The 26,868-nt window shown below is 47.1% G+C and carries 22 protein-coding genes, 1 tRNA gene and 1 pseudogene; 7 read left to right on the top strand and 17 right to left on the bottom strand.

The window, feature by feature from the left end; translation table 11 throughout:
• Positions 1-23: 23 nt before the first annotated feature.
• On the top strand, positions 24-3,107 hold the full coding sequence (locus MTP38_RS05765; protein WP_249234547.1) for a glycoside hydrolase family 2 TIM barrel-domain containing protein: 3,084 nt from the start codon (positions 24-26) through the stop codon (positions 3,105-3,107).
• A 283-nt stretch (positions 3,108-3,390) separates the two neighbouring features.
• On the opposite strand, the gene MTP38_RS13680 is transcribed toward MTP38_RS05765, so the two are convergent.
• From MTP38_RS13680 to MTP38_RS05805, 8 genes and pseudogenes are all read right to left on the bottom strand, one after another.
• On the bottom strand, positions 3,391-3,774 hold the full coding sequence (locus MTP38_RS13680; protein WP_330221128.1) for a hypothetical protein: 384 nt from the start codon (positions 3,772-3,774) through the stop codon (positions 3,391-3,393).
• A 397-nt stretch (positions 3,775-4,171) separates the two neighbouring features.
• Positions 4,172-5,251: pseudogene (locus tag MTP38_RS05775) on the bottom strand (recombinase family protein); the annotation flags it as partial.
• Positions 5,252-5,267: 16 nt separating this feature from the next.
• Positions 5,268-5,807, bottom strand: a complete 540-nt coding sequence (locus tag MTP38_RS05780; RefSeq protein ID WP_005927017.1) for a hypothetical protein — start codon at positions 5,805-5,807, stop codon at positions 5,268-5,270.
• Positions 5,795-6,334: a DUF6036 family nucleotidyltransferase gene (locus MTP38_RS05785; protein WP_005927020.1), complete on the bottom strand. Its 540-nt coding sequence runs from the start codon at positions 6,332-6,334 to the stop codon at positions 5,795-5,797. Before MTP38_RS05785 ends, MTP38_RS05780 begins: the two co-directional genes overlap by 13 nt.
• 96 nt (positions 6,335-6,430) lie before the next feature.
• Complete coding sequence (locus tag MTP38_RS05790) at positions 6,431-6,991, bottom strand: hypothetical protein (RefSeq protein ID WP_080545325.1); 561 nt, start codon at positions 6,989-6,991, stop codon at positions 6,431-6,433.
• 5 nt (positions 6,992-6,996) lie between these two features.
• Positions 6,997-7,914 carry a Kiwa anti-phage protein KwaB-like domain-containing protein gene (locus MTP38_RS05795; protein ID WP_005927024.1) on the bottom strand — a complete coding sequence of 306 codons (918 nt, stop codon included), beginning with the start codon at positions 7,912-7,914 and terminating at the stop codon, positions 6,997-6,999.
• A 16-nt stretch (positions 7,915-7,930) separates the two neighbouring features.
• On the bottom strand, positions 7,931-10,999 hold the full coding sequence (locus MTP38_RS05800; protein ID WP_249234549.1) for a type I restriction endonuclease subunit R: 3,069 nt from the start codon (positions 10,997-10,999) through the stop codon (positions 7,931-7,933).
• Between the two features lie 20 nt (positions 11,000-11,019).
• Positions 11,020-12,303, bottom strand: a complete 1,284-nt coding sequence (locus MTP38_RS05805; protein ID WP_005927028.1) for an FRG domain-containing protein — start codon at positions 12,301-12,303, stop codon at positions 11,020-11,022.
• Positions 12,304-12,356: 53 nt separating this feature from the next.
• On the opposite strand from MTP38_RS05805, the gene MTP38_RS05810 reads away from it, so the two are divergent.
• On the top strand, positions 12,357-12,965 hold the full coding sequence (locus tag MTP38_RS05810) for a restriction endonuclease subunit S (protein WP_249234550.1): 609 nt from the start codon (positions 12,357-12,359) through the stop codon (positions 12,963-12,965).
• Here MTP38_RS05810 and MTP38_RS05815 read toward each other — a convergent pair.
• From MTP38_RS05815 to MTP38_RS05830, 4 genes are all read right to left on the bottom strand, one after another.
• Entirely contained in the window at positions 12,962-13,432 is a 471-nt protein-coding gene (locus MTP38_RS05815) for a restriction endonuclease subunit S (RefSeq protein WP_249234551.1), read from the bottom strand. The two genes, MTP38_RS05810 and MTP38_RS05815, sit on opposite strands and share 4 nt — an antisense overlap.
• 9 nt (positions 13,433-13,441) lie before the next feature.
• Positions 13,442-14,425 (bottom strand): site-specific tyrosine recombinase/integron integrase, encoded by a 984-nt coding sequence (gene xerA, locus MTP38_RS05820; RefSeq protein ID WP_005927034.1) that lies wholly within the window; start codon positions 14,423-14,425, stop codon positions 13,442-13,444.
• 113 nt (positions 14,426-14,538) lie between these two features.
• Positions 14,539-15,747 carry a restriction endonuclease subunit S gene (locus tag MTP38_RS05825; protein WP_249234552.1) on the bottom strand — a complete coding sequence of 403 codons (1,209 nt, stop codon included), beginning with the start codon at positions 15,745-15,747 and terminating at the stop codon, positions 14,539-14,541.
• Positions 15,737-17,239 carry a class I SAM-dependent DNA methyltransferase gene (locus MTP38_RS05830; protein WP_249234553.1) on the bottom strand — a complete coding sequence of 501 codons (1,503 nt, stop codon included), beginning with the start codon at positions 17,237-17,239 and terminating at the stop codon, positions 15,737-15,739. The genes MTP38_RS05825 and MTP38_RS05830 overlap by 11 nt, the downstream gene beginning before the upstream one ends.
• An 804-nt stretch (positions 17,240-18,043) precedes the next feature.
• On the opposite strand from MTP38_RS05830, the gene MTP38_RS05835 reads away from it, so the two are divergent.
• The 4 genes from MTP38_RS05835 (at position 18,044) to MTP38_RS05850 (ending at position 21,365) form a co-directional block, all read left to right on the top strand.
• Positions 18,044-18,478 (top strand): plasmid mobilization protein, encoded by a 435-nt coding sequence (locus MTP38_RS05835; RefSeq protein ID WP_005927047.1) that lies wholly within the window; start codon positions 18,044-18,046, stop codon positions 18,476-18,478.
• The gene (locus MTP38_RS05840; protein WP_005927050.1) at positions 18,450-19,985 is read left to right on the top strand and encodes a relaxase/mobilization nuclease domain-containing protein; all 1,536 of its coding nucleotides are present in this window, start codon (positions 18,450-18,452) and stop codon (positions 19,983-19,985) included. The genes MTP38_RS05835 and MTP38_RS05840 overlap by 29 nt, the downstream gene beginning before the upstream one ends.
• A 12-nt stretch (positions 19,986-19,997) precedes the next feature.
• The gene (locus MTP38_RS05845; RefSeq protein WP_005927052.1) at positions 19,998-20,933 is read left to right on the top strand and encodes a hypothetical protein; all 936 of its coding nucleotides are present in this window, start codon (positions 19,998-20,000) and stop codon (positions 20,931-20,933) included.
• Between the two features lie 138 nt (positions 20,934-21,071).
• Entirely contained in the window at positions 21,072-21,365 is a 294-nt protein-coding gene (locus MTP38_RS05850) for a transposase (RefSeq protein WP_249234554.1), read from the top strand.
• On the opposite strand, the gene MTP38_RS05855 is transcribed toward MTP38_RS05850, so the two are convergent.
• From MTP38_RS05855 to MTP38_RS05875, 5 genes are all read right to left on the bottom strand, one after another.
• Positions 21,362-22,540, bottom strand: coding sequence for a helix-turn-helix domain-containing protein (locus tag MTP38_RS05855; protein WP_005922208.1), 1,179 nt, complete (start codon positions 22,538-22,540; stop codon positions 21,362-21,364). The two genes, MTP38_RS05850 and MTP38_RS05855, sit on opposite strands and share 4 nt — an antisense overlap.
• Positions 22,541-22,543: 3 nt before the next feature.
• Positions 22,544-23,272, bottom strand: a complete 729-nt coding sequence (locus MTP38_RS05860) for a DUF5986 family protein (RefSeq protein WP_044960023.1) — start codon at positions 23,270-23,272, stop codon at positions 22,544-22,546.
• Positions 23,273-23,441: 169 nt separating this feature from the next.
• Positions 23,442-23,693: a DUF6061 family protein gene (locus tag MTP38_RS05865; RefSeq protein ID WP_005922213.1), complete on the bottom strand. Its 252-nt coding sequence runs from the start codon at positions 23,691-23,693 to the stop codon at positions 23,442-23,444.
• A gap of 152 nt (positions 23,694-23,845) precedes the next feature.
• Positions 23,846-23,923: transfer RNA gene (locus tag MTP38_RS05870), tRNA-Pro, on the bottom strand.
• A 161-nt stretch (positions 23,924-24,084) separates the two neighbouring features.
• A complete protein-coding gene (locus MTP38_RS05875; RefSeq protein WP_249234555.1) occupies positions 24,085-24,930 on the bottom strand; it encodes a MurR/RpiR family transcriptional regulator in 846 nt (281 codons plus the stop codon).
• Positions 24,931-25,422: 492 nt separating this feature from the next.
• Between MTP38_RS05875 and MTP38_RS05880 the strand changes: the two genes are divergently transcribed.
• Positions 25,423-26,766, top strand: a complete 1,344-nt coding sequence (locus MTP38_RS05880) for an extracellular solute-binding protein (protein WP_249234556.1) — start codon at positions 25,423-25,425, stop codon at positions 26,764-26,766.
• Positions 26,767-26,868: the final 102 nt, after the last annotated feature.

Raw genomic sequence — 26,868 nt, forward strand, 5'->3', positions numbered from 1 at the left:
TAAAAGGTAAATGAGGAAATACTATGGCTACATTTGATTTTGCAAAAGTAAAAGACCCCACCTTTTTCAAGGAAAACGTGCTGAATGCTCATGCAAGTTTCCGTACTTACGCTTCCCGCGAAGAATATCGGACAGGCTCCTCTTCTTTGGCGCTGAAGCTGGACGGTATCTGGAAATTCGCCTACGCAAAGAACTACACCAGTGCCATCCCCAGCTTTGAAAAGACAGATTACGATTGCAGCGGCTGGGATGACATTCATGTTCCGGCACACATCCAGATGGAGGGCTACGACATTCCCCAATACGCGAATGTTCAGTATCCGTGGGATGGCCGTGAAGAAGTACAGCCGGGTGAGATCCCGCAGCGGTTCAATCCGGTGGCAAGCTATGTAAAATACTTCGAGCTGCCGGAATCCATGCAGGGCAAGCCCGTCCACATCGAGTTCGAGGGTGTGGAAAGCGGCATGGCTCTTTGGCTGAACGGGTCTTATGTGGGTTACACCGAGGACAGCTTCTCCGCACACGCATTCGATCTGACTCCCTATCTCCAGCCGGGCGTGAACAAACTTGCTGTGCAGGTGTTCAAGTGGACTTCCTCCAGCTGGTGCGAAGATCAGGACTTCTTCCGCTTCTCCGGCATCTTCCGCAGCGTGTGGCTGTACGCCATCCCCATCGTGCATCTGGAAGATGTATCTGTCAAAACGCTGTTTGCCGGGGATGATTTTACTCATTCCACGCTGGAAGTTGCACTGCAGGTGGAGGGTAAGGGCGCAGCCCGTCTGACCCTGCGCCGCAGTGAACTGGAAGTGTTCTCCGAAAAAATCGCACTGAACGGCGGCTCTGCTCTGTTCAGCCATGCGGTGGAGAACCCCTACCTGTGGAGTGCAGAAAACCCGGCTCTGTATGAACTGGAAATCGAGCTGCTGGACGATGCAGGCCATCTGGTAGAGGTGACTGGGCAGAAAGTCGGTTTCCGCAAGTTCGAGTTGAAGAACAATCGGATGCTGCTCAACGGCAAGCGCATCGTGTTCAAGGGTGCTAACCGTCATGAGTTCAGCTCCATTACGGGTCGTGCTATGGGCGTACACACCCATGAGGAACTGCTTCGGGATATCATCACCATGAAGCAGAACAACATCAATGCCATCCGCACCAGCCATTACCAGAATCAGGATGCACTGTACGACCTGTGCGACGAGTATGGTCTGTATCTGATCGCAGAGAATAATCTGGAATCCCATGGCACATGGGACATCCATCAGGCGGGCATTCGCGGCATCGAGGGCGTTTTGCCCAATGATAAGCCGGAGTGGAAAGCCGTCTTGTTTGACCGCATGAATTCCACTTACCAGCGTGACAAAAACCATCCTGCTGTTCTGATCTGGTCTCTGGGCAACGAATCGTTTGGCGGTGAGACCCTGCTCCAGATGGCAGAGATGGTCCGCCGCTTTGATGACACCCGTCTGGTGCATTACGAAGGTGTGGTCAATGATCCCCGCTTCCTCGAAACCACCGATATTGAGAGCCATATGTACAGCACTGTGAAGGACATTAAAGAGTATCTGGCACAGGGCGATAAGCGGCCTTATATCGAGTGCGAATACTCTCATGCTATGGGCAACTCCAACGGTGCTTTGCACAAGTACACGGAACTTGCCGACCAGAAGGACTGCGGCTATCAGGGCGGCTTTATCTGGGATTACATCGACCAGTCCATCTGGAAAAAAGACCGCTACGGCAAGTGGTTCCAAGCCTACGGCGGCGATTTCGGCGAGCGTCCTACCGACTATAATTTCAGCGGAAACGGCATTGCCTACGGTGGTGACCGTGCTCCTTCTCCCAAGATGCAGGAGGTCAAGTTCTGCTATCAGAACATCGCCATTTCCATCGACAACTCTGGCTTCGAAGTCTGGAATAAGAACCTGTTCACCTCTACGGATGCTTTCGACTGCGTTGCACTGCTGCATCGTGATGGAAAGCTGTATCAGCAGCAGGAACTGACCAATATTGATGTTGCTCCCGAAGAGCGTTCCAGCTTCCCGCTGCCGTTTATAGTTCCTGCGCTCCCCGGTGAATATGCAGTGACCATCAGCTTCCGTTTGAAGGAGGACACCAGCTGGGCAAAGAAGGGCCATGAAGTCGCCTTTGGACAGGGTGTGATCGCTGTGGTCCATTCCATTCCCAGCAAGAAGGTCACGCCGTTTACCGTTACGCACGGTACACACAACATCGGTGTCCGTGGTGAGAATTTCGATGTTTTGTTCTCCGATCTGAACGGTGGTCTGACTTCCTACCGCTATGCTGGCAAGGAGATGATTCAGGAGATTCCCCGTCCCAACTTCTGGCGCGCTCCCACCGACAACGACTGCGGCAACAACATGGGCGGCGTTCGCGGTCAGTGGAAGCTGGCAAGCCTGTACGCTACCGCCAAGGGCATCGGCAAGGAGATTCCGTCTGTTCATGGCGGCACCATCCTCCAGAACCCCACCTGCGAGGTGGAAGCCGACAGCGTTGTCGTGACCTATCTCTATAACCTCCAGACCAGCCCCGCAGCAGAGTGCAGCCTGCAGTACCGTGTGTTCGGTGATGGCCGCATCCAGACCACCCTGCACTATGACCCGGTGGAAGGACTTGCAGCAATGCCGGAGTTCGGCGTACTGTTCAAGATCGACGCTGACTACGACACGGTGGAGTGGTACGGAAACGGTCCTGCGGAGACCTACTGGGATCGTCAGCATGGTGCAAAGCTGGGCATTTACCAGAACAAGGTCGCAGACAACATGGCACAGTACCTTGTGCCGCAGGAGTGTGGCGCAAAGACCGCTGTGCGCTGGGCAAAGGTAGTGGACCGCAAGGGTCGCGGGCTGCTGTTTACCGCAGATGCCGCAAAGCCCATGTTCTTCTCTGCGCTGCCCTACACTCCCCATGAAATGGAGAGTGCCAAGCACCCCTACGAGCTGCCCCCGGTCCATTACACGGTCATCCGTGCCATCGGCGAGCAGATGGGCGTCGGCGGTGATGACAGCTGGGGTGCCAATGTCCACCCGGAGTATATTCCTGATGTAACCAAGCCTGTGGAGTTCACCTTTACGTTCCGTGGCATCTGACCCTCGTTATTAAGACACCTTCGCATTGAGATATGGACATCCCTGCATGAGATTACTATCAAAAGCGAGGGTGTCTTTTTTGGTATCACAAAATCTCAATTCCTGACACCACTATTTACAAGTAGTGCTTCGCTCTATATAAGTAGCGTTGCTATGTCAAAATAACTGCATTCAGCTTTTGTTTAGAGCATTTCTTTGAATGGTTCTCCAAACTTTCTTTAACGTATTGAAGTATACAAATTTTTAGGATATAATCAGCACATTCCCCAAAAGCTATATAGAATTACACAAAAATTTGATAGGAGGCGTACACACATGAGTTGTTTCGGTTCAAGGTTTTTATTAGCAAAACCTGCAGGCTGCAAAGTCGCTGGTTGTGCTCATCCGCACCCCTTTGCATAGGTTCATCGGCTGATGATAGAACCGGATTGGCTGATGAAAGAGCCTCCAGCGGGACATTTTCTACCGTCTCTCCCATCCAAGCTGCGGCATCGCCACCCATCTTCGTTGACGGAGGTCGGCTGACATAAAGGATCGACTGAAAGATCACCTTGAAGGCTGGCAGTTTTGCGAAAACTGTGGTATGCAGGCATTGGGCGTGGATATTCAGACCATCCAGAGCATCGTAGGTCACGCCGACACCGAGATGACTGAGCATTATCTCCATGTTCAGGAATCCATTCGGCAGAGTGCGATCCAGTTGTTCAGCAAGGCGGTTTCGGCCTGAAAATTGGACGGAACAGCACTAATTATCGCGAGCCAGCTTTTCAAATTGTTGGCATCAACGCTGGCTCGCATATCGCAGCAGATGATGTTGCGTCAAAAAAGCCCACTTGCCCCTGCGATTGACCAGATAAAATCTTTGGCATTGTGGTCAAAATTGTGGTCAAAATCAAATGAGGTCAGCCCACAAACAAAAAAATCCAACGATTTCTAACGTGAAATCGTTGGATCTATGGTCCAGCAGAGCTGGACAAATCCGAACTTTTTCCTTCCACCCCATCAGCGGTCAAAGTGTCCTCAAAACGGACGGTTTGGGTGCCATCCTTGTAGTTGAACGTAATCAGCAGAGGGATCGTTGTGTTCTCCTGATTCTGGACATCCATGACCAGTTGAACGATCTTGTCGATCACCACATCGTCCTGAATCAGCTTCATGGTCTCCCGGACGACCAGATCTTCCAGCCAGTCCTTCTGCACGGTCTTTTTGTTGCAGCCCTTGCGCCGCTTGACGTTGGCGCATTTATAATAATAGTAGGCGCGTCCGGTGGCACTGGTTCCGCTTTCACCGAACATCAGCACACCGCATTTGCCGCAGAACAGCTTGGTGGTCAGCAGATATTCCTCGTCTGCCTTGCCACAGGCAGGGGCACGCTTGTTCTTATCCAGACGCTTCTGCACCCGGTCAAACAGGTCTTTCGGAACAATAACCGGAATTGCATCCGGCACAACGATATCCCAGAAAGACAGTTCGCCAATGTACCGGCGGTTCTTCAGCATGGTGTTCACGCTGCTGTGGGTCATTTTGCCGCCCAGCATATTGCGGACACCCTTGTCGTTGAGGAAGTTTACGATTTCCACCATCTTATCGCCGTTGTCATACCGCTGAAAGGCTTCCAGTACCAACGGAGCGGTCAGCGGGTCAAGATGATAGAACTTGTCATCGTCGATTTTATAGCCGATGGTTCCCGTACCGCCAGTACACTTTCCCTTCAAAGCATTCTCCGTCTGGCCACGAATCACCTTTTCGGACAGCTCTGCCGAATAGTATTCCGCCATACCTTCCAGGAGGGTTTCCACCAGAATGCCCTGTGAACCCTCGGCAATGGGTTCCATAACGGAAATCAGGTGGACACCGTTCTTTTTCAGGATCATCTTATAGTTTGCGCTATCAAAACGATTCCGGGCAAAGCGGTCAAATTTCCAGACGAGAACAACATCAAACAGCTTTTTGCCGCTGTCTTTGATCATCTGCTGGAACTCCGGGCGATTGTCCGTTTTGGCAGAGAATGCACGGTCAATGTAGTGCTTGATGACCGTAATGCCGTTCTTTTCCGCATAATCTGTGCATTCCCGAATCTGGCCTTCGATAGATTCTTCGCGCTGGTTATCCGATGAATAGCGGGCATAGATTACGGCGGTCATAGACTCACTTCCTTTTTTATCGAACAGATGGGTAGCTTTTTGCATACTTGTAGATCTGGCGCGCACAGTCGAGGCTCATTTTGCTGGAATCGTTATGTTTGAGCCATGCATTCACATTGCCGGGATTCAGCTTCAAGTCTGTGTAGAGACGATAATTCGTCAGTTTCTTTTTCTGCTGAAGTTCCAATACCCGGCGATGGATCAACGCTTTCGTATCATTGTCCGCAAGAGAGGTATCCCGCACCGAGCAATAGCTGCGCCAAACCTTCAAATAGCCTTCCGGCAGTTCTGATGATTGCTTTTCAAGAAGCACCAGCATTTGCTCCAGCGAATAGAGATTAGAAAGTTGCTCATATTCCGCAGCAATCGTACTGTTTGCGGTGTAGCGGAGCAGCAGTTCTACTTTATCAAAGGCCAAAGCATAGAGAAACAACGGTTCTTTCAGGCGGGGATTCTCGCTCAGACAATCTGCCAGCTTATGAATACTAGCCGTCTGCACCCCGGAAAGCTCTGCCACATACTGCTTCAAGAAACCCTCAAATGTCAGCTTTCGCATGGTCTCCACCTCTCCACATACTCCTGATAACGGATATAAAAATCCCGATACCGCCAGTCGTTCAAGATGCTGGCTTTCAGTTCATCTTCATCCGTTGCAAGGTGTTCCAGCAAATCCCAGTCCAAAGAGTTCCGCACGGCCTCGCTCTCTACGTCTGCTTTGTCGGTGTCCCGGAAAGAGCACAGCTTTGCAATCACCAAATCTTCCAGACTGGGTGTGTAGAACTGCACCTTTGTACCACCAAAGGGTAGCGGCTGAAGCCGGTCTTGGAAGTTATATGGGAAATTGTCGATGTAGGCTTCCACATCGGTGTTGATGTCGTACTTGCCAAGCAAACTGTACAGTTCTTTCGGAACACTCAAGGCATCAATGTCATGAGTAGCGCGGGTCAGCTTGCCCAACAAAATAAACGCACTGCCACCTACAATCACCATCTGATAGCGGTCGTTATTGTCGATCATCAGGTCTGCGTCTTCGTCCAGACGTTCCAGACGCTTGCGGAGGTCATCTAAAATCATCTTTCCCATAAAGTAGCCTTTCACTTTTTCAATAATAGTATTCTTTAATTAAATTTTACATGGAAAAGATTTAAAAGTCAACACCTAATTTTTCAGATTTATATCTCATCGAGTTGAAGCATTCAACCGGCACTCATTATTCAACGGTCTAAGGTACACACTGTCTCCAACACATCCTTTTAGGTCTGTTCTGCTAATAATCATCCATGTGATACCGTTTCCATCTTCATCCTCCAAATCACATCTATAAAATTGATAGCCAAACACCTCTAACACAATATTTACTGTAAATGTTTCGTGCTTAACACACAAAAAACCAAGTGTGAGAAAAAATATCAAAAACAACGCAACGCTTTTCCATTGTGTGAAGTCAAATGCAAACAATGGTAAAATATATGAAAGTAAAAATTCTGATGTCACCGTTTTTTCTTCGGTAACAGTAAGTATTGTATATCTTTCAGCTTCAGAGTTTGCTTCTACTCGAAGTTTTTTTAACACGAAAACAAGAGATATTGAAAAGACAACTAGTATTGTTGAAATGCCTATCTTCTCTATACCTGATGACTGAGTATCTTCTAAAAGGCTCACAGTGTCAACAAAAATAACAGACAACCATAATGGCGCAAATGATATGAAAAACAATGCGCTTGTAAAAAGTTTTGACACTCTATTCACTCCCACTTTCGAGGACTGGACACTTCCATCGGAAGATCATCAAATGGGTCAACCATACCTTTATTACATAGCAGTTTAACAAGCTTTTCAGAAACACCGTTTTGTGTTGTGTCGAATTTTCCTTCAAGCAACGGAAGACCAAACTTTTCGGCCAAACGTCTTCTATCATCCGAATTTTCTAACTTTTTTAAATGCTCGTCATTAAAAGCCACAAATCTTCTCGGATTATGGCCACTTGATGCACATGTCCTAAACAACTCAAAATCTGTCACAATGCGCATTTTTTCTACTGCTGCAACTTTTTGCAAACAGATTCCCTTATATGCTCTTTCTATATTAAAAAGTTTTTCTCCTGCCATGGATAGCATATAAGCTGTATCGTCTATTATTATAATATCCAAGTTGGTTCTGAGTGAAAGTACTTTGTTATCGATTTCGCTAAATGTGCCACTCGATTCCCAAAATTTATGCCGCAATGTTGTAATCGGATTTTGCATTGAAAAAAGTTTAATACGATAATCTTCTCCATTTATACTTAGGGTTTCTTTGATTAGCTGAGCCGATGCGGAAAATTTCAAAGGATTAATTTCCACATCTGGTTTCGATATCGCTTCTTGAAGTGTTTTAAATTCATCACAAATCAATACATTTTCCGCTGGTAGCTCATAAATTGTTTGTGCATCAGCACTCCCATCATATTCTTTTACGGTATGATATTTCTTAAATTCTTTTTTGTAATGATCAGAAATTTCACCAACAAAATGAGTCAGTCTTCCCTCTGGTGAAAGATTGACCTTACAAGTAGAATAACTTGTTTTATTTTTTGCCGACACCTTAATTTTGAGGAGTTGAAGGCTTAAGGAACTTCCTTCTTGGAGCTTATTAAAGATGGACTCAATTTGCTCTAATGTCATTTTTTACTCTTCCTCCTCAAATCGTCATATTGTCCGTCCACATCTCACACTGGCTAATGACCGTGCTGATTGCCGTATCATAATCTTCCGGTGGATACTTATACTTTTTCAGAAGGTGCTTCACCATCTTACGCATACTCGCACGAGCAGTTTCTTTTTTCTGCCAGTCTATTGTCCGATTTTTGCGCAGCATTTCCGTAAGTTCTCTGGTTAAGTCAATCAGTTCATTGTTTTGGTAGAAATCCTTGATGTTTTCCGGCTTTGTCAGAGCATCGTAAAAAGCCAGTTCTTCCTGCGTCAAGCCCAGCTTTTTACCGTTGTTATACAGTTCTGTAATCTCCTGTGCCGTTTTCAGAAGTTCCTTGATGACCTCCTCGTTTGTAATCAAGCCATTGTAGTAAGAGTTCATCAACTGTGTAATCTTTTCTGAAAACTTCTGAGACTGCACAACATTTGTCCGTTTATACAGTGAAACTTGCTCTGCCATAAGTTTTTTCAAAATTTCTACGGCAATGTTCTTTTCCTTCATTTTTGAAATTTCATCCAACACCGCCGGGTCAAACAGGCTGATATTTTCATCTGCCTTCTTACTGTCAAACAAACTGATAACACCTTGACTCTGGATACTTGCTTTCAGCAGTTCATTGATTTGAGCATTGATTTCTTTCAAAGAAAGTGTCTTGCCGCCACTCCCACCATAGGTGATCTTCACCACCGTAGAACGGACTGCTTCCATATAGGCCGCTTCATGTCGCTCCTGCTCCGTGGTCATGCTGGAACACAGCGAATGCGACTGTTTCAGCAACAGAGCTTCTCGCAGGAACAGATCTTTGCGCTTGGGTGCTTTTGCGTCCAGAACAAAGTTTACGCCGCCAGTGACCAGCTTTGCCATCATCAACGGAGAACCACCAATAAATCCGCTGAAATCAAAGCCGTGCAACAAATCTTTGCACACCTGAAGCTTTTCCTGAAACTTTGGATAAGCAACTTTGGCAATGTCCATATCGCCATATCGGGACTGGTCACGCTTGGTATACTCCTTCATAGCGGCTTTGAGGGCAGATGCAATGCCAACGTAATCTACAATCAAGCCGCCCTCTTTGTCCTTAAACACGCGGTTGACACGCGCGATGGCCTGCATCAGATTGTATCCGTGCATTGGCTTGTAAACATACATCGTAGCCAGTGAAGGCACATCAAAACCTGTCAGCCACATATCCACAACAATGGCAATCTTCATCGGGTCATCGTTGTCTTTGAATTTCCGGGCAAGTTCTTCTTTGTGAGATTTTGTACCGATGATTTCTTTCCAATCCTCCGGGTCATTGTTGCCACCCGTCATAACTACGCCGATTTTTTCGTTCCATGTCGGGCGCAGTTCCAGAAGTTTTCGATAAATCTTCATCGCAATCGGGCGCGAATACGCCACGATCATCGCCTTGCCCGTCAAAAGATTAGCGCGGTACTTTTCGTAATGGTTGACAATATCTTCGCACAGCGATTGAATGGTAGAGTCTGCCCCCAGCACACTCTCCATCTGCCCCAACATCTTTTTGCTTTTTTCAATCGTTGCAGCGTCCGATTGCTGTTCCAGCGCATCGTAGGTCGCATCAATCAAGGCCAGCGTATTTTGGTCAAGGTGGAGTTTGATAACGCGGCTCTCATAGTAAACCGGACGCGTTGCGCCATCTTCCACCGCCTGTGTCATATCATAAATATCGATATAATCACCAAAAACTTCACGCGTATTTCTATCTTTTGCCGAAATCGGCGTTCCCGTAAAGCCTATGTAGGTTGCATTTGGCAAGGCATCATGGATGATACGGGCATTGCCAATGACCGTATGTGCTTCTTTTTCACCCTGTTCATTTTCTTTGATGACAATTTTCTCATCAAAACCATACTGTCCACGGTGGGCTTCATCCGCCATCACCACAATATTTCTCCGTTCGGACAGCGGCTTCTCGCCACGCTCAAACTTGAACATCGTGGTGAAGATAATGCCATTTGCTTTTCGACCATCCAGCAGGTTGCTCAGATTTTCCTTGCTGGTTGCCTGTACAGGTATCTGGCGCAAAAACGGCGCACACTTGGCAAACTGCGTGTAAAGCTGATCGTCAAGGTCAATGCGGTCAGTCATCACAACAATAGTTGGACTGTTCAGAGCTTCTTGCAGCAAATGGGCATAGAATACCATCGACAGCGATTTTCCACTGCCCTGCGTATGCCAGAACACACCGCCCTTGCCATCCGTTTTGGTGGCAATTTTGGCCTTTTCAATAGCTTTTCGCACCGCAAAATACTGGTGGTATCCAGCCAAAATCTTAATCAGCTTTTGCCCATCACCGAAAAACAGGATAAAATTTTTCAGAATATCCAGCAATCGTGCTTTCTGGAACATTCCCTCATAGAATGTGTCAAACTGCGCATACGCCGTATTTTCGTAATCGCCATCCTTTGTTTTCCACTCCATAAAACGGTCAAGTCCAGAAGTGACTGTTCCCGCCTTGTTGGTCGAAAGGTCACTGATTACGCAGATTGCATTATAATAGAACATCGAAGGAATGTCCTTCATATAGTTCCGAATCTGGTTATATGCGTTTTCTGCGCCCACTTCGTCCTTGGAAGGGCTCTTTAACTCCATCAAAACCAGCGGCAATCCGTTGATAAACAGAATAATATCCGGACGGCGGTTGTTTCCGTTTTCTACGAAGGTATATTGGTTTACCACATAGAAATCATTTTTGTCTGCATCCGAATAATCAATTAGCTTTACTACCGAAGACCGTTCCTCACCCTTGACTGCATATTTGACCGTGATACCGTTTTGCAGGTAGTCCATAAAAACAATATTCTTCTGCAATAGACTTCCTGCATCAAAATCATTCAGTTTCAAGATTGCCTCATCAATCGCCACAGCCGGCAAACCGCAATTCAACCGCACCAGACAATCTCGCAAAACATCATCCAACAAAGGGCGACTGTAATCAGTCCGGTTCATATCGGGAGCATAGATATGGGTGTAGTCCATGTTCTCAAACAATTCGATTATGGCTTGTTCAAAGGTGTCTTCATTGAAAAGCATATTCTTTCTCCACCAATAAATCAATCTTGATTTTTTTCGAGCTCTTTTGTGATGGCATCAACTATATCGTCAATGATTGACTTTGACACAGTTTTTGCCATAGGGCGTTCCATCGATGAATATTTCTGTAAGGTATCTGCTAAGGCTTTTCGTGCCTTACTCTGCCCAATTTCTTTGTTGTACCAATCAGGAATCAAGCTTTCCTGAACTGCAACATAACATTCATCAAAAAGAATCGGATTGATTTTCTTTTTCAAAATGTCTCTAACGATTTGACTATCTTCGACATGTGGTGTTTTCTCCAGTGTTGCAGTATCACCATTCATTGAAGCCACATCAAACATTTCAAATGGCTCATCTTGTAGGGATGGCATGTTTACATGAACATCTTTTATATACGCCATTTGGTGTTCCAATTCAGGGAATAAGCTTCCTTCGTTTATATTGTAAAAATCCAACTCCCTTAGAATGTGCTCTTTTGATTCTGCCGGGATCCTAAAGCTGAATTCATCAAATTCGTCCCGAACATTTTTATAGGCTCTTTTTATAATGTATTCTCCAGCCCCCTCTCCTGCGATCTGAATATTATATTGTCCGCAGATCAAGAATGAGCCATTTTGCCTTTTCAAACGTTCGTTATTAAGATTTGATAAAACAAAATAGTTGTTCTGAATGATTTCAATGATACTCTTATATCCATTTTTTCTGCAATTGACCGCATCAGCTTTTGAATAGATGCCTTCCTTCTGAAGCTTGTCGAGTAACGTTTCCAACTTGAAGTTTCCTGTTATCTTTTCTGTTGCCAAATAGGACAGAACCTTAATCTCGTCATCGTCATACGATTTTCCATACTCCTGCTTAAAATAAACGCGTCCGTCCGTTGGCGGCAACAACACAGTCTTCCCATCTGAAATCGATATATCTTGATTGGTCTGGCACGCAAAAAACAGAGCAACCAATGGATTTTCTGTAACATCCAATAGTCTTGTTGGCAGTCCGTAATGCTGCAACTTTGCAAGCTTTTCAAACGCCGTTATCGTATCGCCGAAGTCTCTTGGGTTCCGTATGTACGCAGCACGAATCATATCATACTCGTGCGCCAACATTCCGTTACGAAATATTCCCGGCATAACATTCCAATCATAGCTGGCTTGTCCTCGAAAGAAATAATGCTTCGCGCTCTCTTCGGGTTCCACATTAGCCATTTCATTCTTTATCAGCGAAATTCCGTCCAAATAGCCATTCAGATCCCAGACAACCCAACTGTCATGGCTACTGGTTCGTGTTTTGTCCGAATTATCCATGTTATTCCTTCATTTCTTTTATAAACGATAATTTAGAGCAGCAAGCCGCCGCATTGTTTTCAAGCCTCTATAATCGATCAAATACTGAGGTTAGATACACCGATTTAATACAAATACTCGGCGGTGGAACCCCCAAGACAGGCGAAACCGCGTATTGGAACGGTAATATTGCTTTCTTTACTCCAAAAGATGTTGGCACACCATATACATTTATCACAGAAAAGACTATTACAGAAGAGGGACTTTCACATTGCAATAGCCGACTATATCCTGTGAATACAGTTTTCGTTACGGCAAGAGGTACTGTTGGCAAAGTTGGTCTGTCCGGAATTCCGATGGCTATGAATCAATCCTGTTATGCACTTGTCGGCAAGGAAACACATCAGCTTCTTGTCTATTTTTACACCCTCAAAGCTGTTGATAGACTTAAGCATAAAGCAAGTGGAGCTGTATTTGATGCGATTACCACTAGAGATTTTGATTCAGAGCAAATCATGAAGCTATCTGATGATGATGCTAAAGCGTTTCTCTGTGTTGCAGAGCCAATGTTTCAGGAGATGCTTAACAATAGTATCGAAAACTTGCGGCTTTCAACACTACGGGATTTCCTGTTGCCCAAGCTAATGTCTGGTGAGATTGACGTCTCTTCCGTTCAGCTCTAAGCTGCTAAATTATCGTTTATCGCTTTATTTACTGCGATTTTCTTGTCTATCGTTGATAAAACAGATGCAATCTTCTGCTGTGTTTCAAAATCTGGAAAACGAACAATTTCTTTGTGCACAGTGTTTCGGTTGATTCCAGGAACTGCACTTGCTGATGCAAATTTTTTCCATTCAAGTGTCTTCAAAAAATAGTACACGAATTTTTCATCGTTTTCATGAAAATTTTCCACGTACAGAGTTGTGTTTAATGGCCAAAAAGATGTTTCTGCAAAAAAAACTTCTCCGATCGTTCCATATCGTCCTGTAATTACTCCCGGTGCTTCAACCATTGCTTCATTATGTGTTCCCGTTACACCGGAAGAGGAAAAGATTGGAATCTCGCCATTTTTCCTCTTTTGCTGGGGCAAGTCATATCCTCTTTTCAGGGTAACAAATTCTCCAAGCTCATCTATTTTCCATATTGCCATGTTTGTACCTCAACCAATAAATTTCCTATGTGCCAATTTCACATTTTGTTGTTTTACCATTGCATAGCGCATCGTTGTGTCAATTTTCTGGTGTCCTAAAAGCTGCTGCACCTGTTCAATCGGCATTCCCTTGTCAATTGCTGATGTTGCCAATGTACGCCGGAACTTGTGCGGGTGCACCTTATTTAGCTTCAATCGCCGTCCCAATTCACGGAGCATCGTTTCCACGCCACCGATCATCAATCGCTCGTGCGGCTCTTTCAGCGTCACAAAGAGCGCTGGATTGCTATCTGACCGTTCATCCAGATAATTTTGAAGGTGGATCTTCGTCCGTGCGTCAAAGTATACCAATCGTTCCTTGTTGCCCTTACCAAATACAACACATTCGCGCTCGTTGAAATTGATATCCTCCCGATTAAGTGTCACCAATTCCCCGACACGCATTCCAGAAGATGCCAGCAAATCAATAATCGCCAAATCTCGTACTGTTGAACAGTTGTCACGCATCAGCTCCAACGCTTCATCCGTATACGTTTCCTTGATGATTTTGGCGGTTTTCACTTTGTGAATCCTGCGGACAGGGCTTTTCACAATAAAATCTTCATCTTCCAGCCACGAGAAGAAACTGGAAAGAATACGCCGGATATTATCAATCGTAACTTTGCTTGACCGCCGCTGTGTTTGATAATCCGTCAGATATTTTCGCAAATCGTCCGTTGTAATTTGCTGCGGTGATTTTCCAACATCATTCAGCATCGCTTCGATAGTTTTTGAATAATAAGTCAATGTTTTCTCGGAGCAACCCTCTATCCGTTTTGCCGTAATGAACGCTGCTGCCGAATCTTGTTCCTCAGCCTTTGGCTGTTCTTCACCCATTTCAATTATGACACCTTGAAATGACGCTTCCAGCACTGCTTTCAAATGCAGCAACTGTTCGTTATTGAGATACGGCAGCATTTTTCGCTGTATCTCGTTGATAATTTGATTTTTCATCGCCGTATCTCCTTATTACGATTTCAGAGAACGACGGCAGTGGCAGTTTCTCCATAGAATCTCCCGCCACTGGTGAGAGTTATTAAAATTATGATAAACGATAATTTAGCGGCTTAGAGCTGAATACTCGCGATATCAATTGCGCCAGACATTAGTTTAGGTAACAGACTATCTCTTAGCATAGCAAGTGAATGATTTTGCTCTTCCAAGATTTTTTGTTGCGCAAAGATTGGCGCACAGAAACTATTAAATTGGTCAAGTGTGTTCCGATCAGGAATGATGGCGGGGATATTCTTCATGGCACTTCCTGAAATTTCTTTGAATGTCGAGCCTGATGCTGCACTCTCAATAACCGGAAGACTGTGTTTCAAGAAAAAGTATACAAACGCTGTTCCAATTTCCGAGTAAGGTATAACAGACTTAAAGCCTTGATTGGTTGTAACTTCATTAGATGCAATTGCAATATATCCGATGGGAGCACGTGATGAAAACAATACTGTACCTTTGGGCATGACTGTTGCACTGCTGTTCTTCAAACCAAGTTCTGTGATATCATTTTCGCCATGAGATATGAATTTGGACTTGTTGATAGATAAATCTTTTGGCGTTATCCACGCAATACCATTATTGGTATAGTATTCAGGCTTGGTTTTTGAAGGCGTACTACCGCCCACAACAGTTCCAAGGTCACTTATTGTGCTGATTTGCCACATGGGATTTGCATTGTTGATAAATAATTCTTGAAAATAGGTGGCGGCTTGCTGCTCTAAATTATCGTTTAACTCCTGATTATTCTCAATCTTTCTTTGAATTGTGGTGATAATCTCGACCACACGTTTCTGAATACTCAGTTCAGGTAGCGTAACTTCGATTTGTTGAAAAGTTGAAGACGGTCTTGCCAGTGCAGGGACACCAACCTGTGAGGCATTGCTAAGAAGTTTATACTGCCCTATCGGAGTGTGAAAGTAATAGACAAGATATTCAGGCAAAACTTTATCATTGCATCTAACCCTAAACTGAGATTGCGAAATCACATACCGGTCATATCTTGAATCTTGCGGAATAAAAACTATCTGTCCAAGCGTTCCTCTATGTGTTATTACAATATCTCCGCGATGTGCATTCGCTTTGTTAAGAGAATCAGCTTTTTCCTCTGTGACATAGCGGAACGCCTTTTCAGACAAAGAAAAGCCCTCAAGATTGCTGCCATTTAAGACAGGCACTCCACTGTCCACAAAACAAGATACTTTAATATTTGAGCCAAATGGACCCATCGCAATTTCATCAATTAGGTCGGCAACGCGATACGTTTCATAACTCATATCCAATCGCCCCCAGCTTCTCCTTGATTTCTGCTTCCAGCTTGTGCGATTGCTTGAACAAATCTGAAAGTTCTGAGGTCAGCCGAACCATTTTTTCTTCAAAAGGTTCACCATCATCTTCCTGTTCCTCAACACCAACATAACGGCCCGGCGTTAAAATATAATCCTGTTCTGCAATTTTCTCCGTATCAACAACTGCGCAGAAACCTTTTACATCTTCCAGTGTGCCCTCAACATAGGCATTGTAGGTATCGGAAATCTTTTTGATATCCTCATCGGTCAATTCACGCAACTTGCGGCTCACCATAGCACCCATCTTACGGGCGTCAATAAACAGCGTTTTTCCGGCTTGTTTCTTACGTTTAGAGATAAACCAGAGCGAAACTGGAATCTGGGTCGTATAGAAAAGCTGTGTCGGCATGGCAATGATGCAGTCCACAAGGTCAGCATTCACAATATTTTTGCGGATGTCACCTTCACCGCCAGACTGAGAGGAAAGAGAACCATTTGCAAGCACCATACCCATGCGGCCACCCGGCGCAAGATGATAAATCATGTGCTGAAGCCATGCAAAGTTCGCGTTGCTTGCAGGCGGCATACCATACTGCCAGCGGACATCATCTTTGAGCTGCTCTGCACCCCAGTTCGACAGGTTGAAAGGGGGATTCGCCATAATATAGTCTGCCCGCATGGTCGGGTGCTGGTCGTCAAGGAATGTATCCGCCGCATACTTTCCAAGGTCGGGTTCAATGCCACGAATGGCAAGGTTCATTTGTGCCAGCTTCCATGTGGTCGGGTTGGAATCCTGTCCATAAATCGAGATATCGTTGATATTTCCACTATGGTTCTCTACAAATTTTGCAGACTGAACAAACATACCACCACTGCCGCAGCAAGGGTCATACACTCGTCCCTTAAACGGTTGCAGCACTTCCACCAGCGTCCGCACAACGCAGGACGGTGTAAAGAATTCGCCTCCGCGCTTTCCTTCCTGCTCTGCAAACATCGACAGGCAGTATTCATAAGTGCGTCCCAGAATGTCCTTTTCGCTGCCGTGTTCAATCATTTTGATGTTCGTAAACAGGTCAACGACTTCGCCCAACCGACGTTTATCCAGTTCTGGACGCGCAAAATTCTTCGGCAGAATATCTTTTAGGCGCGCGTTTTCTTTTTCGATAGCGCGCATTGCATCGTCAATTACCTGACCGATTTCCGGGTCATGTGCCTTTGCCGAAACATCGCTCCAACGCGCACCAGCAGGCACAAAGAAAATTCCTTCCGATGTGTACTCGTCACGATCTTCCTCAAAGCCATCACCGTCTGCAACCAGCTGATTGTACTTATCTTCAAAACGATCCGAAATATATTTCAAGAAAATAAGACCAAGGACGACACCCTTATACTCTGAAGCATCCATATTGCCTCGAAGCACGCAGGCAGCATTCCAAATCTGTTTTTCAAATCCAATGTCGGCGGTGTTTTTCTCTGCCATGGTTCAATACCTCCGTTTTAGCTCAACAAATTCTGCTTTGAGTATAGCACAGATGTGCTGATTTTCCAATTTGTGCGCATAAATTCTTTGCAAGATGCTTCAATTTCCAGTAGATAAGTCCTACTATTACCGCTTTAGCACAATAAATTTTACAAAACCATCTTGACGCACCCTGCAAACCATGATATTCTCTGTCACAAATCCCACCGATTTTGTGGATTGCTTTGAAACCATCCACAAGATGTGGTCGTGTTCATTTTGAACACTGCCTCGCCGTGGATCATCCCTGAAAGATTAACCGCCCCGCAACACACCCGATTCATTTTGCCGCCGATTCACCCGACAAAATCATCGCTGCGCTGCGTGGGCGGTATTTTTCTTTTACGGGAGCTGCACCTTGAAAATTTCATGAGCCGACCGGACGTGATACCGACTTTCCGTCAACGCCGTTGCACAAACAGGGGCAGGAACTTCGTTCGGAGCAAACGGCGATTCTCATACATGAGCAGGACAACCTCTACTTATTTTTGTGTCTTAACAATTCGGAAACAATCACTGAAAATACGTTTTGAGCGCAGCGGTAGAGGGCAAGAACCGTCCCGTGGCCACAAATTTTCAATTCTTGAAAATTTTCTGTCCATCCGGGACTTCACTTCTACAATGCGTCTGCATTTCCGAAGTGATCTTGTTGGGGCGTGCCTGCCCCAAACCCTGCTCATGGTTCGCACCTGACGGTGCGAACAGCAACGGCGTGTCGTGCTTACATAACTTCACCGAGGAGTTATCGAACAGACAGGAGGTACAATGACCAAAACGAATGTTCAACCGATTCCTAGCAATTCCCAGCACCACGACACGCCGAACAATAAAACGCACGTCATCAAGTTCCGTGTGACAGCGGAGGAAAAAACGTCACTGGAACTCACTTGCAAACTCCTGAATCTCTCCCTCTCCACTTTTATCCGCCGCGCTATCCACAACGTCAAGATCGAGAAAACAGTCATCGTTGCAGGCGGCGGAGAAGAAACCCTGACCACTGTTTCCACCCTGCTTGCTCAGTGCAGCAAGGTGGGCGGCAACCTGAACCAGCTTGCAAGGCACTTCAATTCTGGCGGTGCGGACACCGAGCAGATCCGGGCGAAACTCCTTGACGAACTTGCAGACCTGACTGCATTCCGGCTCAGCGCCGAGAAAGTTCTGGGTGAACTGTATGGCAACGCTCAAGCATATCAGCTCTAAAAACTCGGACTACTCTGCCATTGAAGCGTACCTCATTTACCAGCACGATGCGTTCACCGGGAAGCAACTTCTGGATGAACAGGGCAAGCCGAAGCTACGGGAATCGTACATCCTCGATACACTTGCGTGCGGCGATTTCTCGTTTGCAATGGCCTGTCTGCTGGCAAACCGCAAGTATGGTAAGAACACCCAGCATGGTGATATCAAGAGCCACCAGTATATCATCAGCTTTGACCCCAGAGATGCAGCCGACAACGGGCTGACGATGGAAAAGGCACAGGCCCTTGGCCTGAAATTCTGCGAAGAAAACTTCCCCGGTCATCCCGCCATCGTCTGCACACACCCCGATGGGCACAACCATTCGGGAAACATCCATGTCCACATCGTGATCGGCAGCGTCCGAACACGAGAGGTGGAGCGCAAGCCCTATATGCAGAAGCCCCGCGATTGGCGCGAGGGCATGAAGCACTCCAGCACAGCCCAGACTATGCGGCACCTCCGTGTCGAGGTCATGGAGCTGTGCGAGGGTGCCGGACTGTACCAGATCGACCTGCTCAACGGCTCGAAAGAGCGTGTGAGCGAAGCTGAGTATTGGGCGCGCAGGCGCGGTCAGCAGAAGCTCGACCTTGCAAACGCAGCCCTCACCGCAGCCGGACAACCGTCGCAGCAGAAGAAGTTTGAAACCGTGAAGGACACTTTACGGAAGCAAATTTCTTCGGTGTTGTACCGCACAACGAGTTTTGAAGAATTTTCCGACAGGCTCATGCAGCAGTATGGTATTGCCGTCAAGGAAAGCCGTGGGTGTCTGAGCTATCTGCCCGCTGGCAGAACGAAGTTTATCCGGGCGAAACATCTCGGTGACAAGTTCGATAAGGCGGCAGTGCTTGACACGTTACAGGCAAACGCCGAACGCAAGCCCAAGGCGCAGTTCAAGCAGGATACCATCGGGAAACTGATCGACATCCAGTCGAGGATGACCGAGGGCAAAGGCACCGGCTATAAGCGTTGGCTCACGAAACACAATCTCAAAGTTATGGCACAAACACTGATCCTCTTGCAGGAGAAAGATTTGCTCAACGAGGGTGATCTGAACCAGCGCATCGCCGAACTGGAAACCAAGTATCACGATGCACTGGCGGTGGTGAAAGACCTCGAAGGTCGCATGAAATTCAACAAAGAGCTGCGCTATCATGTCGCAGCCTATGCCAGCGCCAAGAGCGTCGCACAGCAGTTAAAGACTGCCAAACGACCCGCAGTCTTTGAGGAGCAGCACCGTGCAGAACTGACAGCGCACCGGGCGGCAGCAGCCTATTTTAAGGCAAACAGCATCACCAAGCTGCCCAGCCCGAAAAAGCTGGAAGCCGAGTATGCGCAGCTTGCCTCCGAAAAGGCAAAGTTCTACGAGCAGTACAAGGAAGCCAAGGAAGAACTGCTCAAGCTGAAAACCGCAAAGCAGAATGTTGCGTCCTATTTCCGGGAGGAAGGACCGGCGCAGCAGGAGAGATAAAGGAGTGTGCGTATGATCAATCTGAAAATCGACCCAGAGTTCCAGTCTCAGATTCCCCCTCTGACCGATGATGAATTTAAGCAGCTTGAAGAAAATATCCTCAAAGAAGGCAAGCTGATTTCTCCTTTGATCGTGTGGAACAACACCCTTGTTGACGGACACAATCGTTATGCAATCCTCCAAAAGCACCCAGAGATTTATTTCTCCACCATGCCGCTCCCGTTTGAAAGCAGAGAAGAAGTCCTCGCATGGATCTGCAAGAATCAGTTGGGGCGGCGTAATCTGACCCCGGAGCAGAAGAAGTTTCTGATGGGCAAGCAGTATTCCTCTGAAAAGCGCACCGAGGCGTTTCGCGGTAATCAGCATACTGCAAAGAAATCTGGCAGTGTTCAATCTGAACACAACCAGAAGCCTATGAAAACCTGTGAGCGCATCGCACAGGAAAATCACAGCAGCGCAAGCTCAGTCCGCCGTGCAGAATACTATGCCCACGGCGTTGACGTTGCGGATGAACTGTCTCCCGGTTTCCGTGATCGGTTCTTCCGCGAGAAACTGCACATTCCCGATTATCTTCTCGAAAATCTCGGCAAGGCCAAGCCCGAAGAACAGGCTGAAATTTTTGAGGAAGTCAAGAATTATGTGCCGAAGCCGAAGAAAGTCAAGCCTAACAAAGTAACGGTGAAGCAGGCAGAGAAAGCCGCCAGCAACACCATTGATGAAAGCTATGATGTTCCCCAAAAGTTTCTCGAACTGTACTACCGGCTCCACAATGCTGAATCTCTCATGCGAAAGAGTTGGGAAGTTACGTTCGACTTGAACCCGAAACTTCTTACGCATCCGGAACAGGTCAAAGTTCTTCGCTTTGCCTTGAAACCCCATCTTGAATTTTTGAAAACGCTGGACGAAGTTCTTGCAGAATCCAGCAGTGAATCCTCTAAAACGGCATAACGGCAGGCACTTGTAAGCCATCAATGAGCCACCAGCCGCAAGTACAGGGCGGAAAGCATCCGCGCCCTTGCGCCTGACATGAAATTGGAACTTTGATTTTCTTGCCCGGCTTTGCCATGGTGGGACAGTCAAAGGAGCGTGCGTTTGAACAAAAAGAAAAAGTCCACAAACACTTCCCCTTACCCCGATGAAGTCATCGACCGTCTGGCACGGGCATTCTACCCGGCCATCCTTGCCTGCTGGAACAGCGAGGAAGGCCAAAGAGAATTTGCCGCATGGCAGGCAGAGCAGGCTCATCACACCACCAGCAAAGAAAAACAGAGCGTTCCCGACGGGGAACGCCCTGCTGTACATATCGCTGTTGTCTGTGGCTTTTGGCAGGGTGCGTCCGGGTGGGCGCACCCTGTTTTTCTGTATAAAAAGATTTGTTAGTTTGGCTTGAACTCAACTCTACTAAAAGAACCCGACATAGCCGGATCAAGCGTATGCTGTTCCAATCCCATCAAATCCTCAAATGTTTTTTGTTGTGCCGTAAAACAGTTTTCGTTCAGATATTTCAGCAAATTTCCTTTTTCTATAATTCCATTGTCATCCAGAATCTTTACAGACACCGAAAAAAGAGATGCCGTGGGAACTTCAACCATATCTCCCGGTTCAAATGTTCGCCATCCACGACTTCCAAGCTGTCTAAACAAATATTGATATTGACTTGGAGATAGTACCTCCAACATATATGCTCTACGAATCATCATCGCAATTGAGACATGCCATTTTTCTTTTAGTCTTAAATATTCATTTAAAACTGTTGGATATTGAAGGTCTTTCAAAAACGCTTCTTTGGGCAGTAAAAATGCCGATGCAAATTGATTTGCATCTGATTCATTGCTCCGATACTCGGCATCTGCTTGCGATTTTACATCCGAAACAATATGACCGAGTATCCAGTGTCCTAGTTCGTGAGCCAACGTAAAGTTCAATCTTGCAGGTGTTGTTTTATCTGTATTATATGTTGTGAAATAGAACCTCTTGCTTTCTCCATTATTGGCAAGGACCGGAATGTGACTGATTGCGTCCAAATGCCCTACGTTTTCCGAGAAAGAAGTTACCACAATTCCAAGATTTTGTAACAGATAGCTCATATTACGAATGGGCCTATCCGATAAGTCCAATTTTTCCCGAATTTTTTTTGCGATTAGTTCCATGTCAGAACACTCTGCTACAGATTTCATACAATCGATCAATTGTTCGGTTGATGGATATTCAATATATTCTGCAAAAAAGTCATAAATATATGATTTCAATACATCAATGTTTGTTTGCCGTAGTTTTACGGCTCTTGTCGTGGTTGTAGTTGCTCTACAATATGCAACTCCGGGACTAAAATTATCGCTGCTACCTTCAAAGAAAAATTTCGGTGGAAATTTCAATTCTTGCGAAATTGCTAATACTTTATCGGCACTTGGTTTAATTAAACCATTTTCATACTGAGAGACAGTTTGCTTTGTCACCCCTATCTTTTCTGCTAGCTTAGGACTGGAAATATTTTGGATTTCACGAGCCAATGTCAGCCGCATTCCATTAAACTCGGATGTAACAATGGCACCCATTTTTTACCCATCTTTCCGTACAAATTTTTTCCGCGGTTTGAATTCCGGAATACTGTCGATTTGAACGCCATACTCATTACCAGTTTCTTCCTTAAACTTAGTAATTTCATCTTCCGGAACAGCTTCTTTCCAATTCATCGGAATTGCAGAATCCAAATTCATTTCATCAACGATGCAACCATTTGCATTCAAAATTTCCAATGTACAGCTTCTGATCAATTGAGCTAAATCCAATCGGTACGTTAAAATTCCAAATCTCAAGACTTCACCGTCTACTGCTTGCTCCAATTCATCGAAGGGCTTTTCGGCTTTTTGTTGCACAGCTTTATCTTGTCCAAACAGTGACATCTGCTCATACTGGGGAACCATTTCATTCAAATCTTGATTAGCCGGAAGTCCCGAAAAAACGTAATGCATCTCACCATTCTGCAATTTGACAAGTCTATTGCGGAAATTTTCTTGGCGAAGAATCATAATGGCTGTTTTGCTGTGAGGATCATATGCCACAGCATACTTCCAGCTTCCAGAGACCATCAAAACCACACGATATCCTGCCTTTGTTAAATGTTCATGTTCATTTTGAAAGATATGTGCCCAGCCGTGCTGTCCTTTTCCGTTAGAATACATCAAATCGGCATAGACACCTTCATTTTCTTCCATGCCATGGTAGATGCTTTCAACAATCAGTTTTGCCATTGCCATTGCGGAATCTTCAAAAAATGCTTTTTTCATGTGAACCTCCTTCACAGATGAAATTATAAGCGGTGGAATTTTCTTATACTTCATATTTTACATAAATTTTGTAAAAAGTCAAGTGATCGAATGACGTTTTATGCATTCAAATACAAAAGCGCAGCACCTCCCAAAAAGTACTGCGCTTTTGTATAATTTGAGCTACCAGTTAGTCCTCCAACCCACAGCTCCCGGTCACATTCTTCAAATATTCCTCCGGGTCACCATTCAAAATCAAATCTGCATAGCCCAGTGGGTCATTGTAGATGAGATAATCCAACTCCGACCTCTGTGCCATAGTCACATCCAACGCATCCTCGACTCCGGTGCAATTGATGGAAATTTTTCTTCCATCCCGGAGCAGCAGCTCCACACATCCGGTATCCATATTAAACTTGCAAACGCTTTCATCATACTTCATGTTCGTGTCCTCCTGAAATCATGTTGTAGCTTATGTCGGTCAATCTATGATTTCGGATTTCATCTTCCACGGACACCCATATTGAATTTTCCGAAGAAAACAAATAATCCGAACCCATCTCCTATCGGAAACAAGTTCGGATTATTTTTGTTTGGTCCGAGTGGCGAGAATCGAACTCACGGCCTCTTGAACCCCATTCAAGCGCGCTACCAAAACTGCGCTACACCCGGTCATCATCCGGTGCTTTTTTCTGTCGGAGCACCGGCGACATGAGATATTATACTCAGATATGGAGTCTTTGTCAACGGTTTTTTGAGAATTTTTTGAATTTTTTCGAAAAAAGTATGATTTTCACGGTAATGCGTTGCTTTGCATCGCGCGGGGCAGGGGGTCAGAGCATCTTCAGTGTCAGAACTTCGCTGGTAAGCTCCTGCGCGGTGTTGGCCTGCTCGGGGGAGTCGAGGATGTACCGCAGCACCAGGACCTCGCCTACATAGAGGACGGCTACCTTGATGGGAATGCTGCCGGAGTCCAGCGGGCTTTCCTGTGCGCCGCAGCGAAGGACGACATCGGCCAGCGATGCGCCGGGGGAGTCCTCGTAATGGGTCAGAAGGATGATCTTCGCGCCGGCAGCTTTGGCCGTGCGGAGAGTCTCCATCATATCGCGGGTCGCACCCGAGTAGGAGACGAAGAGGACAACATCGGCCTCGTTCATCAGGCTGGCGGTCAACAGCTGTAGATGACTGTCGCCGGAGGTGCGGAACTTGGTGGAGAGGCTGGCGAAGCGGGCGCAGATGTCGTTGGCCAGCAGCATACTGCCGCCCTGTCCGAAGCAGAAGACCTGCTTGGCCTCCCGGAGCATCCGTGCGGCCTCATCCACGGCCTCGGCAGAGAGGGCGTTCTGAGTGCCGTTGATGGCGGTAAAGAGACGGGCGCTGGCGTGTTCAAAGAGCGTCTCGGTGGAAGCCCCGGGCTGAAGCTCCCGCTGGCTGGACATGGTGCCGGTGGCATTGGCCTGCGCCAGCGCAATGCGCATCTCGTGGTAGCCGTCGAACCCGAGCGCCCGGCAGAACCGGAATACCGTGGCCTCGGCGACATTGCACTCCCGGGCCAGAGAGGAAATGGAAAGATACTGCGCCTCATCGGCGTGCTGTAAGAGGTAGTCGGCCACGGCATGGCCGGATCTCGTCAACTGGCCCTGCCGCTGCTGCAGCAGTTCCCAAAAATTCGTACCCATAATTTTGCTCCTTCGGTCAGGCGGGCCGCAATGCCCGCAGGCGTCTTACACCTTCTTATCGCCCCGTCCGCCGCGCAGGGGAGGGGGACATCTATATAAAAAGTATAAAAGAATTTCAGCGGCTTGACAAGGGTACCTTTTACCATAATTCAGGCGCAGATGCTGTGCAGAGCATCCAAAAATTGAGGAAAAGTAGTACCCATTACTGAAAATAAATTTCAAAAACGAAAAATGAGCGAGAAAATATTTTTCCTGTTGAAAATGACAAACTGCGCAGAGATGATTACAAAATGGCTACAACGACGTATAAAATTGGCGAAAATGGCCAAAAGATAGCTGGTATCCCAGATATTTGTGCGGAATAGACAAGAAAACTTTCTGAAAATTGTGTATGCAACCGATGGACAAAATGAAAGAGATTTTCTATAATAGGGCCAACAAGAGCGGTCTGGGATGAAGGGCCGCCGATATGATAGGTAAGGAGAACTCATTATGAAGAATGTTATCTCTCGTCGCTCCTTCTTGAAGGCCGTTGGCGCTTTGAGCGCAGCCGGTGCTCTGGCTGCCTGCGGCGGTAAGCCCGCTTCCACCAGCACTGCAACTTCTGCCGCTGCTTCCACCGCAGCCTCCGGCGCAAGCATCAAGCTGTGGACATACCCCATCGGCGGCTGGGGCAAGGACGAGACCGTGCAGGAGCTGATCGCCAGCTTCAACGCAAAGTATCCTGACATCAAGGTGGCCGTCGAGTATCTGGACTATACCAACGGCGATGATCAGGTCAACACCGCCATCGAGGGCGGCAGCGCACCCGACCTCATCATGGAAGGCCCCGAGCGTCTGGTGGCCAACTGGGGCGCGAAGGGCGTCATGGCCCCGCTGAACGACCTGTGGACCGATGATGCCAAGAAGGACATCTACGAGTCCGTCAACTCCGCCTGCCACAACGACAAGGGCGACTACTACGAGTACCCCCTGTGCATGACGGCACACTGCATGGCCGTCAACATGACCAAGGTCAAGGAAGTGGGCGCAGACAAGTACATCGACACCGATAAGCACACTTGGAGCACCGAGGGCTTCCTGAACACCGTTGACGCCCTGTACAAGGGCGGCTACGAGAACGTGGCGGCTGTCTACTGCGGCGGTCAGGGCGGCGATCAGGGCACCCGTGCGATCATCAACAATATGTACGGCGGCACCTTCACCGACGATGCACACACCAAGTACACCGCAGACTCCGCTGAGAACATCAAGGCCATCCAGACCCTGTACGACACCGACGGCATCAACTTCGACGCTTCCATCGCAGGCGGCGACGAGATCACCCTGTTCCGCAACGGCACTTTGCAGATGGCTTTCTGCTGGAACATCGCGCAGCAGCTGAACAGCGACAACAACGACGCCGGCCTGACCAACGACGGCGACGAGATCATGCCGATGGCATTCCCCACTGCAAGCGGCGACCCGAAGCTCTGCGGCGGCATCTGGGGCTTCGGCATCTTCGACAACGGCGACGAGGCAAAGGTCAAGGCAGCAAAGACCTTTATCGAGTTCATCGCAGCGGACCCCGATCAGGTCAAGAACAGCGTTCTGGCTTCCACCTACTTCCCGGTCCGTGCCAGCGTGGGCGACATCTACGCCGACAACGCCATCATGAGCGAGTACACCAAGTTCATGTCCTATCTGGGTGACTATTACCAGATCACTCCGGGCTGGGCAACGGCTCGCACCGAGTGGTGGAATATGCTCCAGCGCGTGGGCACCGGTGAGGACGTTGCAACTGCTGTTGCCACCTTCGTCGAGAACGCCAACGCAGCCGCAGCGGCCGAAGCATAAGCGTCCCGTCTGAGGGCAAATCAGGAAATGCGTGCCCCTCCCTCGAACATCCCGGCGAGGGAGGGGCATTTTTGGGTAAGACACCGCACCCCATCAGAACGA

This window comes from Faecalibacterium sp. I3-3-89 (assembly GCF_023347275.1).
Lineage (GTDB): Bacteria > Bacillota > Clostridia > Oscillospirales > Ruminococcaceae > Faecalibacterium > Faecalibacterium butyricigenerans.